We start from the raw sequence: 15,837 nt of genomic DNA on the forward strand, positions 1-15,837 counted from the left end.
TTATATTTTTTCAGCATATATAAAAGAAATTTTAAATAAACTTAATAAAATATTTCAAATTATATGAAAAGGAAAATCTTGGATTTTATATTAGATGGAATTTATGAAGCTTTAAGACTTCTTATTTCTTTTGATGAAGAGACTTATTTTGCCATTAAAACAACACTTTATTCATCATTTTTTTCCATCATTATAGCCTTAATTATCGGTATGCCACTTGGATTTTGTTTGGGATATTTTAACTTTTTTGGAAAAAAATTTTTAAGAATTTTAAGCGATACTGGTCTAGCTATGCCAACTGTTGCAATTGGACTTATTTTATACGCTTTGTTTTCAAATAGAGGCCCACTTGGCAATTTAGGTCTTTTATTTACTTTAAAAGCTGTTATAATTGGTCAAATTTGTTTATCTTTACCAATAGTGATTTCTCTAACTGCAAGTGTGATAGAAAATATGGAAATAAAACACTTAAGACTTATAAAAAGTTATCATTTAAGAGGCTATAAACAAATTTTAACTGTTTTATTTGAAAATAGATACCCATTAATGGTAGTTATAGCAACCACTTATGGCAGAATTGTTGCAGAAGTTGGAGTTGCAATGATGGTAGGAGGAAACATTAAATGGCATACAAGAACCATCACAACCGCTATTTCCCTTGAGACAAATAAAGGAGAATTTGCAATGGGAATAGCCCTTGCAAGCGTCCTTATAACAATAGCATTTTTAGTAAATTTATTTATTTATGCTTTAAAAAAGTTTGATAAATGAAAATTTCAAATTTAACCAAAATATATAATTCACATCTTATTTTAGATATAAAAAATTTAAATATTGACACTACAAAAATAATAGGACTAACAGGTACCAATGGAAGTGGAAAAAGCACACTTTTAAGAATAATTTCCGGCATTGAGAAGCCAACTAGTGGAACTGTTGATTTAAATATTTCCACAAAAGACATATCGATACTTTTGCCTGAACCAATGCTTTTAAAAAGAAGTATCAGGAAAAATTTTGAATTTGTTTTAAAAAATAATGGACTTATGAGTGAGTTTAAAAAAAGAGTAAAAAAATCTTTAAATTACGCAGGACTTAATGAAAGTTTTTTGGATAAGAAATACTACGAATTAAGCAGTGGGCAAACTGTAAGAGTTGCTTTTGCTTTAATAATTGCCATAAAAAATAGGCTTATTTTGCTTGATGAACCAACTAATAGTGTTGATTTACAAACCGCGAGGCTTTTTAGTAAAGCCATAAAAGAGCTAAATTTAAAACATAATTGTGGCTTTATAATAGCAAGTCATGATGAAAAATGGCTTAGCGTTTTAACAGATGAAAATATTTTTTTATATAATGGAAAAGTTGCAAAATTTGAGTATAAAAATGTATTTGAAACAAAAAATGGAAAAATAAATTTTGGTAAAAATTTAAACTACAAAATCCCATTTAAAGAAACTAGAAAAGTAGCTATAGATCCAAGTAAAATCACACTTGAAAAAATGCCATCACAAGACTTTTATAAAGGACTTTTGCATTCAATATCATTAATAAATAAAAATACTTTATTGGTAAAAATCAAATTTGGAGATTATCTTTTAAAATGCCATTCTTCTAAAAATTTAGACTTAAAAACTGGTGATGAGATTTACTTCAAAATAGAAAATGATGCTTTTGAAGTAATTTAATTTTAGTTATTTTTAACACATTTAAATGACTGACATAATATAGTTTTAACTATAAAAAAATACTTAAGATTCATTGAAAAATCCATCTAGTTTTTACAATAATATTCAAGGTTGTTTCTAAGTAAAAGTCTTTATACTTTTTAGCTATCAAACTAAATTATTAGAAAGTTTAATTCCTTACTCTTTAATCAATATAGCCACGTTCTCAATATCTTTATCGGTCATAAATTATTCCTTATTAATAAAAATTATTTAGAAGATTTGTAAACTATTTTTTAGATATATTGTTGAATGGCTTTGGTATCTTTGACATTTTTTTATAAAAAATGATTTTTAACTTTTTATTCCATTCCACAACAATACCACAAAAATGTTTTACATGACCTAATATTACTTTGTATTTTATAATACAACTTAAATAGTGAGAGTAATAAAAGTGCCTAAAATAAGGCTTAAATAAGATTTTATGATACATAAGAGGATTTTATAAACAATTCAATGGATGCCTTAACTGGATTCGAACCAGTGTTAGCTGATCCAGAGTCAGCAGTTCTACCACTAAACTATAAGGCATCAAAAACTTTGATTATACTATTTAAAAAATAAATTTTTTATAAATTTAAAATTTCATTTAAATTTTTAGCAAGTTCAATTTTTTTTATATCACCTATAACTTTGTATTCTTGAAGTTCTTTGCCATTTTTAAAAAATATTAAAGCAGGTGGTCCATATATTTGAAATTCTTTCATCAACTCCAAATCATCCTTACTATTTTTCGTAACATCAACTTTTATAAGCTCAAAATTTGATAAAATTTCAGAAATTTCTGCTAAGTTTAAAGTATCATCTAACTCTTTACAATTAACACACCAAGTAGCCCAAAAGTCAATTAAAACTGGTTTTTTACTGCCTCTAACGACTTCTTTTAATTCATTTAAATTTGATACTTTTTTGAAATTTAAATTTTCTTTTAGTTGGCTTTTAAAAGTAATATTAAGCGGATTGATTAGACTATTTGAACCGCTTGCAAAACCAAATATTAAGATAACTGAGTAAATTATTATCGATAAGCTAAATCCAAATTTGAATTTTTTAAATGTGGCACTATCTTTTTTTACAGGAAATAAACTTACACCAAAAAATATACCAATAACTCCGTATAAAAGCAGACTCAAATTTGAACTTATTAGTCTTGAAAGCATCCAAACTGCCATAAATAACATAATAAATCCAAAAATTTTACTTATCTCATTCATCCAGTATCCAGGTTTTGGTAAAAACCTATTAGCTCCAAGTCCTATCAGCAAAAGTGGCATTCCCATACCAAAACTCATTATAAATAATGCACTTCCACCAAGTAATAAATTACCGCTTTGAGCTATGTAGACTAATGCTCCAGCAAGTGGTGCAGCCACACAAGGGCCAACTATCAAAGCTGATAAAAAACCCATTATAAAAACCCCAATTAGCCCATTTTTACTCTCACTTTTTTTACTAATTTTACTTTGAAGTGAAGCAGGAAGCTGTAACTCATAAAATCCAAACATACTAAAAGCTAAGACTATAAAAATTAAACCAAATAAAATAATAACCCAAGGAATTTGTAAAAATCCTTGAACGCTGGAGCCAAAATATGTAGCCAAAATACCAGCAATAGAATAAGCTAGCGACATAGCAAAAACATAAATAAAACTTATTAGAAAAGCTTTTTTATTATTGTTTTTACTATTTTTACATTTTGAAACTATAATAGATGATAAAATCGGAATCATAGGAAAAACACAAGGCGTTAAAGCCAACAAAAGTCCATACCCAAAAAATGTTATTATAGTGATAAAAAAATTATTGTTTTTTATATCTGATGAAATTTTATTTTCATAATTTTTATTATTATTGCTAACTTTTTTATCTTCAACTTTTGATATTGTAAATCCATTTTCAGCCTTCAAAAGACTAAATTTGAAATTTTGAGGATTGTAGCAATATCCATTATAAGCACAACCTAAAAATTTAAGCGTTATAGTTGAATTGTTTAAGATCAAATTTGATGGTATAAAAAGAGTAAAATTTTCATCATAAATCAAATACTCTTTGTGTTTTTTAGGCTTTGGTAAATCTAAAATTTTTGTAATATTTTCACTTCCTAAAAACACCTTAAACTCATCTTCATAAAGATAAACACTTTTATCTATAGCTATATCAAAGCTAATGCCAGAAGAACCAGCTTTTTCATTAATTTTAAAAGCTTCACTTACATTTACTGGTTCTGCGTTTAAAAAACATATCGTAAGAATAAATAAAAAAATATTTCTTATCAAATTTAACCTTTTATTAAAAATCATGAGATGCATTTTAATATATTTATCTAAATAAAATAAAAATTTTATATTTTTACTGTATAATATAACTAATTTATCACAAGGTCTAAAAAAATGAAATTATACAAAGAAGAGCTTGTAAAGTTACAAATTGAGCTTTTAAAACTTCAAAATCATATAAAAAAACACTCTTTAAAACTTCTTATTATTATGGAAGGAAGAGATGCTGCTGGAAAAGGTGGTACGATAAAAAGAATAACTGAACATTTAAACCCAAGAGGTGCTCGCATAGTTGCGCTACCAAAACCAAGTGATGTTGAAATAACTCAGTGGTATTTTCAAAGATATGTTGCAAATCTCCCAAGCGGTGGTGAAATAGTGATATTTGATAGATCATGGTATAACAGAGCTGTAGTTGAGCCTGTTATGGAATTTTGCACCACCTCACAAACAAAAGAATTTTTAGAAGATGTGCCTTTGTTTGAGCATCTTTTAAGTAAATCGGGCATTAAAATTTTTAAAATTTTTCTTTCAATTGATAAGAAAACTCAAGCAAAAAGATTTAAAGACAGAAGAATCAATCCACTAAAGTCTTATAAAATTTCAACTGTTGATGAAAAAGCACAAACTCTTTGGGATGATTACTCAGCTGCAATTTACAATATGCTTATAAAAACAAGTTCACAAGAAAACCCATGGATGATAATAGATGCTAATGATAAGAAAAAAGCTCGCATAAACACAATAAAATCTATACTTTATAATTTTGAATATGATGGAAAAGAAAATAATAAGATTTTAAAACCAGATAGTGATATTGTATTAAGCGTCGATGATGCTATTAATAAAATAAGTAAAAACAATAAGATTTAATTTTAATATATTAAAGTTCTTCATTGTTAATTTGTAAAGTTTTTTTATTTATAAAATTTTAGTATAATTATCTAAATTTTAATAAAAAGGATAAAAAATGGCTATAAACACAGACCAAATGGATAAAATTCAAAAAGTTTTAGATGCATTAAAAGAATATGCAAATAAAGATGGTGCAAATAACCAAAGAGCTGATCTTTATGAGTTTTTATCAAACAAGCTTGGCATAGAACTAACTACAAATTTCACTGGAACAGATGGAAAAAGTAGAATTGCCTATACAGACTTATCAGAAGTTTTATATGTTGTAGAAACTGCTGCTAAAAAAATGTAAATTTTAAGAAGTAAGCCAAAAAGCGGCTTACTTCTAGTAAAAAATTATAAATTTTAAGCCTATTTTAAAAGCACAACAAAACTTGTTATGCTTTTAACAAAAACTTTTTACAAACTCACTTTCATCTTTGCATTTCATAGCTTCACTCATTATACAAATTTTATTAGCTCCTACGTTTAAACAATTCCTGAAATTTAAACTATTTATTCCACCAAGTGCGTAAATTTCACCATTATAAAATTTTCTTACATCATTAATTAAATTTAACCCCTTTGGGGCAAGATTAAATTTACAATCAGTTTTATAAATATGACTTAGACAGATTGAACTAGCTCCTAAATTTAAAGCACTTTTTACTTCATCTACACTATGAGTTGAGGCTACAATTTTATCAAATTTAACTAAATCACCTTTGTAGATTTCAAGCTCTTTCAGTGGTAACCAGATATTTTTACATTCCAAGCTCAATGCAATATTTACAAATTTATGTATAAAAATTTGCTCTTTAAAACTAGCGCAAGATTTAAAAACCTCATTTGCAAATTTAAAATACTCATTTTCACTAAGTTCTTTTGCTCTTAAAACTACATTTGCACCATAATTTAAAAATTTAAAAACTCTTTTATAAATATTGTCCTCGCAAAGCTTTAAATCAGTAATTACAACTAAATTAGACATAAATATATTCACTCATTAAAGGATAAAATCCACTATTTTCAACGCTTTTGCAAACTTCATCAACACTTCTTTCATCATTTATATTAAATTGTTCATCGCCTATTTTTTTACTATGACCACCAATTCCTACACTTACTCCAGCTGAAAGTTTGTTGGCTGCAATCTTAATGGCATTATCTCTAAATCCAGCTCTTTCCCTAGTTGAAATCGTAATAGTTGCATGTGGCATAAAAAGCCTATATGCCATAACTACTTGCAAAAGCTCTTTTTCATGAACATCGCGTGGGTTTATTCGAGAGTTATTTATAACAGGACGAAGCCTTGGAACTGAAAGTGAGATTTCAACAAACGGATATTTTTGATATATTAAATTTGCATGAAGCGCAGTAGCAAAAGCATCTTTTCTAAAATCATCAATACCTAAAAGTGCACCGAACCCAACACCACGCATACCACCTAAAATTGCCCTTTCTTGAGAATTAAAACGATATATAAAACTCATTTTTTCACCAAGTAGGTGAATTTTTTGATATTTCGAAGGATTATATGTTTCTTGATAGACATTTACATAATCAACTCCGTTTTCATGTAAAAATGAATACTCATCAACATTTAATGGGTAAATTTCAACTCCAACTATTTTAAAATACCCACTTGCCATTTTGCATGCTTTAGCGATATATTCTACATCTGAGTTAACTCTACTTTCTCCTGTTAAAATCAAAATTTCTTCTAAGCCTGTTTTTTTTATATTTATAAGCTCAGTTTTTATAGCTTCAAAACTTAGTTTTGCTCTTTTAATATTATTTTTTGTATTAAATCCACAATAAACGCAATGACTATCACAAAAATTTGATATATAAAGTGGAGTAAAAATATTTATATTCTTACCAAATTTTGCTCTTGTTTCATTTTTACAAACTTCTGCAATTTCTTCTAAACACTCCCCTGCTTCAATGCTTAAAAGCACTTTTAAATCATTTTGCGTTCTAATTTTAGAATTTAATGCCTTATATATATCATTTTTTGTATAGTTTTTATACTCAAATTTAGAAGTTTCATCTAAAACTATTTTTAAAATATCACTTTTTATATCAATCATGCCGTTTTGATATGCGAATGGATTAGAATTTTTCATAATTTTAATCTCTTAAAAATCCAGTTAACGGTGAACTTGGCGAAGCTGTTTTTTTAACTCTTCCAAAACCTGCCAAATAAGCATCTCGACCTGCAATTACAGCATTTTTAAAAGCTCTTGCCATTTGTGGTAAATTCCCAGCTGTTGCAACTGCAGTATTTATCATAACTGCATCACACCCAATTTCCATAGCCTCACAAGCTTGTGATGGTCTACCAATGCCAGCATCAACAACAATTGGAGTTTTAATCTCATTTATTAATATTTTAATCATTTCTTTTTGGGTTAAGCCCTGATTACTGCCAATTGGAGATGCAAGAGGCATAATAGCTGCTGCTCCTGCACTTTCCAAACTTCGTGCTATTCCTAAATCAGCATGCATATAAACCATAACTATAAAGCCTTCTTTTGCTAAAATCTCAGTTGCTTTTAAAGTTTCATAATTATTTGGAAAAAGATATTTTGAGTCATCTATAACTTCAAGTTTTATAAATTTACTAACGTTAAGTTCTTTGCAAAGTCTTGCAATTCTCACAGCTTCATTTGCATTTCTAGCTCCACTTGTATTCGGTAAAATAGTAATATTTTTGGGGATAAAATCAAGGATATTCTTATTTTGGCTTTCATTTACTCGTCTAAGTGCTAATGTTATAATCTCTACTCCTGCTTCATCCACACAAGCTTTTATGAGTTCTGGATTAAACTTGCCAGAGCCTAAAATAAACCTTGAATTAAACTCATATTCGCCTAATTTTAGATTATCATTTTCCATAAAAATTATCCTTTTATAATTAAAATAAATAAAATTCTACTGTTTTAGTTTTATAAAATGATAAATTTTTTAAAATTTGAAAATTTAAATGCTAAATTTCAAACTCATTCATAATAATTCTTAAAATTGTATTTGCCTGCATTGAGGCACATTGCACAACCTTTGGAGCCATTAATGATGCTTTTGAACTAAAATCGCCACAAATATAGCAGTTTGTACCAAATCTTTTTACTTTCATTAAATTTGAGCTCTCATATCCGCCCATTCCACTTCCAAAAACAAAATATTTATCTAAATTTTTAGAGGCGTAATCCATGAGTAAGGCTTTTAAATCAGCATTATCAAAAGCCTCACATATTAAAAAATCATCTTTTAAAACGGAATTTAAATTTTGGCTTGTAATTTTTAAATTTAAAATTTCAAAATTTAAGTAAGGATTTATTAGCTCAAGTTCGGATTTTAAGGCATCTGTTTTAAAAAGTCCAATATGGGTTTTATTATAAAACTGACGATTTAGATTGTTTAATTCAACCTTATCAAAATCAACTAGTTTTAAATTTCCAACTCCTACTCTAGCAAGCATTGAAGCGATATTTGAACCAAGTCCGCCAAGTCCTAAAATCACAACTTTAGAATTTTTAACTTTTTTTGTAACTAACTCATCATTTCTTTTGTAAATTTCGCTTTCGAAATATTTTTTTTGCATAAAATACTATCCACCACCTACAAACTCAACTATTTCATAATTATCATCTTTGCTTACAAGATCGTATTTCCAAAGATTTTTGCTTAAAATTTCGCCATTTTTTTCAACAGCAATACGACTAATGTCAAATTTAAAGTCTTTTATAATTTCAAGCAATTTTGTACCATTTTTAACCTCAACCTCTTTAGCGTTAATCTTGACCCAAACTTTGTCTATACTCTTCAAAAGTTCCCCTAAAATCAACTATTTCTCCATCACCTTTTAGATGAAGTATTCTATTTGCAAAAGCATCAATTAACTCTCTATCGTGACTTACGCAAATTGCACTTCCTTTAAATTGATAAAGTGCTTCACCTAAAGCAATAATTGCCTCTAAATCAAGGTGATTGTTTGGCTCATCCAAAATAAGCAAATTAGGCTTTATTAGCATTAATTTACTAAGCATTACGCGATGTTTTTCACCTCCACTTAGATCTTTTACACTTTTTTCTTGCTCAGCCCCGCTAAAAAGCATCCTACCAAGACATTTTCTAATTTCATCTAAATCTTTATTTTTATTATCTTGTAGATATTCATAAAGCTTTAAATTGCTTGTTAATTTATTATTTATGTCTTGTGCAAAGTACCCAAGCTCAATAGTTGCTCCAATATGTACATTTCCACTATCAGGGGCAATTTCATTCATTATGATTTTACAAAGTGTGCTTTTTCCAACACCATTTTTACCAATTATTGCAACCTTATCACCCTTTTCAAGTTTAAAGTTAAAATTATCTAAAATTACTTTTTTATCAAATTTTTTTGAAATTTCATTTAGGCTAATTAATTCATTTCCTATTTCCCTATTTGGGCGAAATAAAATGCTTGGTTCTCTTCTAGAGCTTGTCATAACTTCACTAATATCAAGTTTGTCAAGTCTTTTTTGTCTGCTTGTTGCTTGTTTTGCCTTACTAGCATTTGCACTAAAACGAGCGATAAATTTTTCTAATTCCTCTTTTTCTTTTAGCTTTTTATCTCTTTCCATTTGAGCTTTTTTATTCATCAAGTTTGAGGCAATATACCAATCATCATAATTTCCCGCAAACTCTCTAATCTTTTTAAAATCAACATCTAAAATATCAGTGCAAACTCTGTTTAAAAAGTGTCTATCATGACTTATTACAACAAGTGTTCCAGCGTGATGATTAAGCTCATTTTCAAGCCATGAAATTGCCTCAATGTCAAGGTTGTTTGTAGGTTCATCTAAAAAAAGCACATCTGGTTTTGGAAATAAAACTTGAGCTAATAAAACTTTAAATTTATCTGAGTTTTCAACCTCACTCATTAATTTATCATACTCATTAAGCCCCAAAGATGAGAGAATTTTTTCACATCTTGTTTCATACTCATAAGTTGGATCTTCCTCAGCTGTTATCATTTCTAGCTCACCTAAACGCTCATTTATTTCATCTGTAAATTCCTCGCTTAAGTAAAGCTTTTCTTTTTCCTTAACTGCATCATAAAGCCGTTTATTTCCATACAAAACCGCATCTTTTAAAGTAAAATTTTCAAAAGCAAACTGATCTTGACCTAAAACTCCAACTTTTAAACCACTATCAATTAAAACCTCTCCACTGCTTGCTTCTATTTCACCACTTAAAATTTTTAAAAATGTTGATTTACCAGCTCCATTTGCACCAATAAGTCCATATCTATTTCCTTTATCAAGGCTTAAATTAATATCTTCAAACAATAACTGAGTACCAAATCTCATAGTTAAACCATGTACTTCAACCACATTTCACCCTTAATGTAAATCTTTATTTAACTTAACTGCTTTTTTACTTGAACTTGCAGTTATTTGTCCAGTTTGGCTATTTTGTCTAAAATGAAGTCCATTTAAATTTGCCAACTCTTTTGCCTTATAAATTTCGTTTTTAAAATCAAAATTTGGATTTATTTTGCCAAGTGAAGTTCTATTTTTTTCATCAATATAAACTTTTGTGCCCTCTAAAATAGCAATTCCACCATCAACTATGCAATCATCTCCCAATGGAATTCCAGTAACAGAATTTGCCCCTAAAAGACATCTTTTTCCAATACTTATTGGATTTCCACTTGTGCCACTAAGAACACCTAAAATACTTGCTCCACCACCAATATCAGTTCCCTCTCCAACTACAACTGAGCTTGAAACTCTTCCTTCAATCATAACTTTTCCAGTAGTTCCTGCGTTAAAGTTTATATAACTTGCTCCTGGCATTACTGTTGTTCCATTTGCTATTTGAGCGCCCATTCTAACTTTTGCGGCATCTAAAATTCTAACACTATCATCAGGAATAATATGATTTAAAAACCTTGGAAATTTATCAACACTTGAAATCACTGGATATGCGCCACTCATCTTTAAAAATATCTCATTTTCTCTTAACCATTCAAGTTCAACAGGTTTTGCAAACTCATCCCAAGCAACATTTGGAAGAACTCCAAAAGCTCCATCTAAATTTATACTCCTAAGCTCAACCTTACCAAGAGATAAAAGATATAGTTTTAAATAAACACTTGCAACACTTTTTGGCTTTTCATCACTAAATAAAAAAGTAACGCAAAAGTGATTTTCATCACCATACTCGCTATTAGTTAAAATTTCATTTATAACCATTAAATTTTGTAAATTTTTATGTTTATTTCCCTCAGCCTCATCTTTTAAAAACTCAAATACACTTAAAACTTTTTTTGTAATTTTATCATCTATCTCAAAAACAACCTCACTATCATTTAAGCCTAACTTAACACCGCATTCATTTAAAGCCCATAAAACAACTGCTGCTGAGCCTAAATTTTCTTTATAATTAACAACTGCATAATCAACACTTAAAGTTTTTTTTGTATCAACAATGCCTTTATTAACTCTTCCAAAAGCCCAAGCTATCGGCTCTTTATAAAATTTACTTTTTTTAATTTCATCAACAAATTTGTTAAACTCATCTATATTTTTAATTTTATTCATTTTTTTCCTTTTTTAAATTTTAATGACAATTTGCCTTGCCATCAGTTCGTGGTTGAATTGCCTCATTTCCAGCTAAGTTTTCTTTATCTATATTTTGCATTATTTCCCAAAGTCTAGAAGATGCTTTTTCATATCTTTTAGCACTTATGCTATTTGGCTCATAAAAGCTTACTGGCTTTCCACTATCTCCACCTTCTCTAATAGCAATTTCTATTGGAATTTCACCTAAAATTTCAGTATTGTATTTTTTTACAAGTTCACTGCTTCCACTTTTTCCAAAAATATCATACTCTTTGCCATTATCAGGGCAGATAAATCCACTCATGTTTTCTATAACTCCAGCAATTGGAATATGAAGTTTTTCAAACATGTCAAGACTTCTTGCAGTATCATCCATAGCTACAACTTGTGGTGTTGTAACACAGACTCCAGCAGTTACTGGAACACTTTGCGCAAGAGTTATTTGCGCATCTCCAGTTCCTGGTGGCATATCGATAAAAAGCACATCTAGCTCATCCCAAGAAACATCTCTTAAAAGCTGTTCTATTGCTTTCATTATCATCGCACCTCTCCACATAAGCCCTTGACCACTTTCAATTAAAATTCCCATACTCATCATCTGTATACCATGAGTTAAGATAGGCTTTAACATATTTCCAACAACGACAGGCTTTACTTTATCACATCCAAGCATTCTAGGAATATTTGGCCCATAAATATCAGCATCTAAAACACCAACTTTAAAACCTAGTTTTGCCATAGAAATAGCTAAATTTACAGTTGTTGTGCTTTTTCCAACACCGCCTTTTCCACTACTTACCATAACAAAATGTTTAATTTGAGGAGCGATATTTTTACCACTTATTGTATTGCTTTTTTCTTTTTGAATTTGTGGCTGTTTGATTAAAATTTCACTATTTGGAATTATGTCTGAGATATCTTTTTTTAACTTTTGAGCAACTTCAGGTTTGCTTGAAACTATCTCAACTTCTATAAAAATTCTATCTCCAATCTCAATATTTTTTACAAATCCAAACTCAACAATACTTTTTTTAAAGCCTGGATAAATAACACTTTTAAGTTTTTCTAAAACTTCATTTTTATTCATATAAATTTCCTTGTAACAAATTTAAAAGCTTTTTTTATGTATAATACTACAACTTTATAAATAAAAGGCAAAATTTGATTTCTTTAATACTTTTGGCTGCTGGAGGTTCAACTAGATTTAATCTTGGTGTAAAAAAACAGTGGATTAGGGTTGGACACGAACCTCTTTGGCAGCATGTGGCTAATAAATTTAAGCCATATTTTGATGATATTATTATCGTTTCAAATAAAGATGATTTAGAGTATATGAAAAGCTTTGATGATGGTTTTAAATTTGTAGAAGGTGGAAATGAAAGGCAAGTTTCACTTAAAAATGCTTTAAATTTGGTAAATAGCGAGTGGGTTTTGGTAAGTGATGTAGCTAGAGCTGGAGTTAGCATAGATATGGTAGAAAAAATAATCTCAAAAAAAGATGAAGGTTTTGACTGCATAAGCCCGTATTTAGAAGTTGTGGATACTGCGTATTTAGATACAAATTTAATAGATAGAAAAAAAATAAAATTAATTCAAACACCACAATTAAGCAAAACAAATTTATTAAAAAAAGCTCTTTTAAAAGATGAAATTTTCACAGATGATAGTGCAGCGATCAAAAGCGTTGGCGGAAAACTTGGCTTTGTAAAGGGTGATGAAAAAGCACTTAAAATAACTTATAAGGATGATTTAAAGAAAATATGCTTAAAAGCGCCTGCAAATGACTTTTTTGTTGGTAACGGCTTTGATGTACATAAATTTACAAATGGAAATGGAATAATGCTTTGTGGCATAAAAGTGCCTTGTGAGTATGATTTTATTGCTCATAGTGACGGGGATGTAGCACTTCATGCACTATCTGATGCCTTACTTGGAGCATGCGGACTTGGAGATATTGGAGAGCTTTATCCTGATAATGATGAAAAATTTAAAGATATTAGTTCAGTTATCTTACTAAAAGATATACTTAAAAAGATAAAAAGCTATGGATATGAAGTAGTAAATACAGATATCACAATCATAGCCCAAAGTCCTAAACTTGGATATTTTAAAAAAGATATGCAAAAAAAAGTGAGTGAAATTTTAGGCATAAATAGAGTAAATATAAAAGCTACAACAACAGAAAAACTTGGTTTTATTGGAAGAAGCGAGGGAATTAGTGTAATGGCAAGTGTTATGGTTAAATACTTTGATTGGACAAAAGCTTGAATATTTTAATAGTAGAAAATGAGGCGTACCTAGCTCAAAGTATTGCAAATAAGCTTACTTCTTTGGGACATAATTGCGAGATTTTAACAAAGATAAAAGATATATTAAATACTTCAAAAAAAGATGCTGTTCTTTTATCAACAAGTATTTTTGGTGAAGAAATATATGAAATAATTAAAAAATTTAAAAGTTCCATTATAATTTTGCTAATCCCATATATTAGCAACGATACAGTATCTCGCCCAATAAAAGCAGGAGCAAATGATTATATCCAAAAACCATTTATGGTAGAAGAACTAATAAGAAAAATAAATCATTTTGAAGAATTTAATAAATTAAAAATTATAAATAACTCTTTTATGAAATATTTTGAAAAAAGTTTTGCCTCTGTAAAAATACCTGAGTTTAACTTTGAATCTTTAAAATTTCCACTTTTTATAGAAACAAATTCAAAAAAAATGGCGGATAAATTTGTTTATGAATACTCAAAATGGGTAAAAAAAGGTATTAAGATACTGTTTTTAAATGAACCTGAAGCGCTTTTAACACTAGAAAATGAAAGTTTTGATATGCCAATTTATATTCTAAGCGCTAATCTTTTAAAAGATCAAACAAAACTTTTTGAAATAGTTCAAAACAAACCAGTCATCATAAATGGAATGGGCTTAGAAAATACAAGTAACTTTGATCAAATTACGCTTATTGAAGATGATAAACCAAGTATAGCTAAAGGTGAAATTTTATCGGTTGATGAGTATTTTGAATACATAATAAAAGAAAATCAAAAGCTTTTTTCAGATACTGATTTAGCAAAGAAACTTGGAATTTCAAGAAAATCTTTATGGGAAAAGAGAAAGAAATATGGCATCCAAAAACAAAAATAAAACTCTAAAAATTTCAAGAGAAACACTTGGAACTTTAACTCTTATAAAAAATCAAATTTTGTCAAATTTTGATAAGCTAATGGATGAAAATGAAATAGATGAGGTTATACAAAGTGGGTATTTGAATAATGAGCTTATTCCATATGCCTATATTTTTGCCCCACCTGGAGAAGAAAATCAAAAAATAGCAAAAAATGTAGAATTTTCACAAACTTTACTTTTAGAATGTGAAGAAAAAATAGTTGGAAAGGTAATTGTAACAAATAATTTTAGATTTAAAGGATATTGGAAGTTTTTTTCAATATTTGAAGCCGATGCATCCAATAGTCCAAATGATGAGCTTATAGGAAGTTTTTGCATAAGTGGTTTTATAGAAATTTATGAAGATAAAATAGCTTTGATAAAAAATAAAATTCAAACCTTAAAAAAAGAACTTAATCTAAAAAAAGTAACATCACTAATGCTTTGTGCAAATCCTTTTCATAGAGTCCATGAAAGGCTTATTAGACTAACTATTGATAAGGCTGATTTTTTAATAATATTTCTTTTAAGAAGTACACGAGAAAATAGACTAAACCATGCTCTTAGAAAAAAAACAATGGAATATTTTATAAATAACTTTTTACCAAAAGACAAGGTTTTATTAATAGATTTAGAAAACACAACACTTTTTTCAGCTCATAAAAATCCAGAGCTTGAATGTATCGCTGCATATAATTTTGGTGCAAATAAAGTAATAATTGGACAAAATCATGGCTCAATTGGGATGTTTTTTGATGACAATCAAGCCCATACTATAATCGATAAAATAAGAAAAAACTTTGATATTGAAATTTTAGTAATGCCTGAATATGTTTATTGCAATGAATGCAAAACAATAGTTAGTGTAAAAACATGCCCTCATGGACAACATCATCATATAAAATACCACAGTCCAACTATAAGAACACTTCTTTTAAATGGAGTTTTACCGCCGCCAATTTTAATGAGAAAAGAAATTTCTAGCATTATTTTAAGTGACTTATTTCCAAATAGATTTGAAAATTTGCAGCAAATTTATGATGAAATTTTTCCTAATGCAGGTATTTTAGAAACTCACACTTATGAAGATTTTTATAAAGAACTTGCTAAGCTTTATCAAACTGGATCTTTAACTTAAAGGAAATTT

Annotated in this window: 16 protein-coding genes and 1 tRNA gene; 7 read left to right on the forward strand and 10 right to left on the reverse strand. The window is 28.5% G+C overall.

All coding sequences use genetic code 11. From position 1 onward, the window contains the following. Positions 1–78 precede the first annotated feature (78 nt). Both tupB and tupC read left to right on the forward strand, forming a co-directional pair. Positions 79–771 (forward strand): tungstate ABC transporter permease TupB, encoded by a 693-nt coding sequence (tupB, locus tag O6B72_RS03020; RefSeq protein WP_269492177.1) that lies wholly within the window; start codon positions 79–81, stop codon positions 769–771. Then, positions 768–1,688 (forward strand): tungstate ABC transporter ATP-binding protein TupC, encoded by a 921-nt coding sequence (gene tupC, locus O6B72_RS03025; RefSeq protein ID WP_269492178.1) that lies wholly within the window; start codon positions 768–770, stop codon positions 1,686–1,688. Before tupB ends, tupC begins: the two co-directional genes overlap by 4 nt. Before the next feature lie 499 nt (positions 1,689–2,187). On the opposite strand, the gene O6B72_RS03030 is transcribed toward tupC, so the two are convergent. Further along, positions 2,188–2,261: transfer RNA gene (locus tag O6B72_RS03030), tRNA-Gln, on the reverse strand. Positions 2,262–2,299: 38 nt separating this feature from the next. Continuing rightward, on the reverse strand, positions 2,300–4,006 hold the full coding sequence (dsbD, locus tag O6B72_RS03035; protein ID WP_269492179.1) for a protein-disulfide reductase DsbD: 1,707 nt from the start codon (positions 4,004–4,006) through the stop codon (positions 2,300–2,302). 114 nt (positions 4,007–4,120) lie between these two features. On the opposite strand from dsbD, the gene ppk2 reads away from it, so the two are divergent. Both ppk2 and O6B72_RS03045 read left to right on the forward strand, forming a co-directional pair. Continuing rightward, entirely contained in the window at positions 4,121–4,879 is a 759-nt protein-coding gene (ppk2, locus tag O6B72_RS03040; RefSeq protein ID WP_244078531.1) for a polyphosphate kinase 2, read from the forward strand. 97 nt (positions 4,880–4,976) lie between these two features. Continuing rightward, positions 4,977–5,213 carry a hypothetical protein gene (locus O6B72_RS03045; RefSeq protein WP_016647396.1) on the forward strand — a complete coding sequence of 79 codons (237 nt, stop codon included), beginning with the start codon at positions 4,977–4,979 and terminating at the stop codon, positions 5,211–5,213. Positions 5,214–5,306: 93 nt separating this feature from the next. Here the strand turns inward: O6B72_RS03045 and O6B72_RS03050 are convergent, their stop codons facing one another. The 8 genes from O6B72_RS03050 to O6B72_RS03085 all read right to left on the reverse strand — a co-directional run bounded on the left by O6B72_RS03050 (position 5,307) and on the right by O6B72_RS03085 (position 12,604). Then, positions 5,307–5,891 (reverse strand): thiamine phosphate synthase, encoded by a 585-nt coding sequence (locus tag O6B72_RS03050; protein WP_269492181.1) that lies wholly within the window; start codon positions 5,889–5,891, stop codon positions 5,307–5,309. After that, complete coding sequence (gene thiH, locus O6B72_RS03055) at positions 5,884–7,029, reverse strand: 2-iminoacetate synthase ThiH (protein ID WP_269492183.1); 1,146 nt, start codon at positions 7,027–7,029, stop codon at positions 5,884–5,886. The genes O6B72_RS03050 and thiH overlap by 8 nt, the downstream gene beginning before the upstream one ends. Before the next feature lie 4 nt (positions 7,030–7,033). Further along, positions 7,034–7,801 (reverse strand): thiazole synthase, encoded by a 768-nt coding sequence (locus tag O6B72_RS03060; RefSeq protein ID WP_101637540.1) that lies wholly within the window; start codon positions 7,799–7,801, stop codon positions 7,034–7,036. A 91-nt stretch (positions 7,802–7,892) separates the two neighbouring features. Beyond that, positions 7,893–8,507 (reverse strand): sulfur carrier protein ThiS adenylyltransferase ThiF, encoded by a 615-nt coding sequence (thiF, locus tag O6B72_RS03065; protein WP_101637539.1) that lies wholly within the window; start codon positions 8,505–8,507, stop codon positions 7,893–7,895. Positions 8,508–8,513: 6 nt separating this feature from the next. After that, complete coding sequence (thiS, locus tag O6B72_RS03070; protein WP_258298592.1) at positions 8,514–8,732, reverse strand: sulfur carrier protein ThiS; 219 nt, start codon at positions 8,730–8,732, stop codon at positions 8,514–8,516. Next, positions 8,698–10,284, reverse strand: coding sequence for an ABC-F family ATP-binding cassette domain-containing protein (locus O6B72_RS03075; protein WP_269492184.1), 1,587 nt, complete (start codon positions 10,282–10,284; stop codon positions 8,698–8,700). The genes thiS and O6B72_RS03075 overlap by 35 nt, the downstream gene beginning before the upstream one ends. Positions 10,285–10,293: 9 nt before the next feature. Continuing rightward, positions 10,294–11,496, reverse strand: coding sequence for a tetrahydrodipicolinate N-succinyltransferase N-terminal domain-containing protein (locus tag O6B72_RS03080; protein WP_016647389.1), 1,203 nt, complete (start codon positions 11,494–11,496; stop codon positions 10,294–10,296). 19 nt (positions 11,497–11,515) lie between these two features. Next, complete coding sequence (locus O6B72_RS03085; protein ID WP_101637536.1) at positions 11,516–12,604, reverse strand: Mrp/NBP35 family ATP-binding protein; 1,089 nt, start codon at positions 12,602–12,604, stop codon at positions 11,516–11,518. Between the two features lie 74 nt (positions 12,605–12,678). Here O6B72_RS03085 and O6B72_RS03090 point away from each other — a divergent pair, with 74 nt between their 5' ends. The 3 genes from O6B72_RS03090 to O6B72_RS03100 are packed head-to-tail and all read left to right on the forward strand — an operon-like array spanning position 12,679 to position 15,828. Further along, the gene (locus O6B72_RS03090; protein WP_269492185.1) at positions 12,679–13,785 is read left to right on the forward strand and encodes a bifunctional 2-C-methyl-D-erythritol 4-phosphate cytidylyltransferase/2-C-methyl-D-erythritol 2,4-cyclodiphosphate synthase; all 1,107 of its coding nucleotides are present in this window, start codon (positions 12,679–12,681) and stop codon (positions 13,783–13,785) included. After that, positions 13,782–14,669 (forward strand): DNA-binding transcriptional response regulator, encoded by an 888-nt coding sequence (locus tag O6B72_RS03095; protein ID WP_269488205.1) that lies wholly within the window; start codon positions 13,782–13,784, stop codon positions 14,667–14,669. Before O6B72_RS03090 ends, O6B72_RS03095 begins: the two co-directional genes overlap by 4 nt. Then, positions 14,647–15,828 (forward strand): sulfate adenylyltransferase, encoded by a 1,182-nt coding sequence (locus tag O6B72_RS03100; protein WP_269492187.1) that lies wholly within the window; start codon positions 14,647–14,649, stop codon positions 15,826–15,828. The genes O6B72_RS03095 and O6B72_RS03100 overlap by 23 nt, the downstream gene beginning before the upstream one ends. The last annotated feature ends 9 nt before the right edge of the window (positions 15,829–15,837 follow it).

This window comes from Campylobacter ureolyticus, from assembly GCF_027277485.1.
Classification (GTDB): domain Bacteria; phylum Campylobacterota; class Campylobacteria; order Campylobacterales; family Campylobacteraceae; genus Campylobacter_B; species Campylobacter_B ureolyticus_B.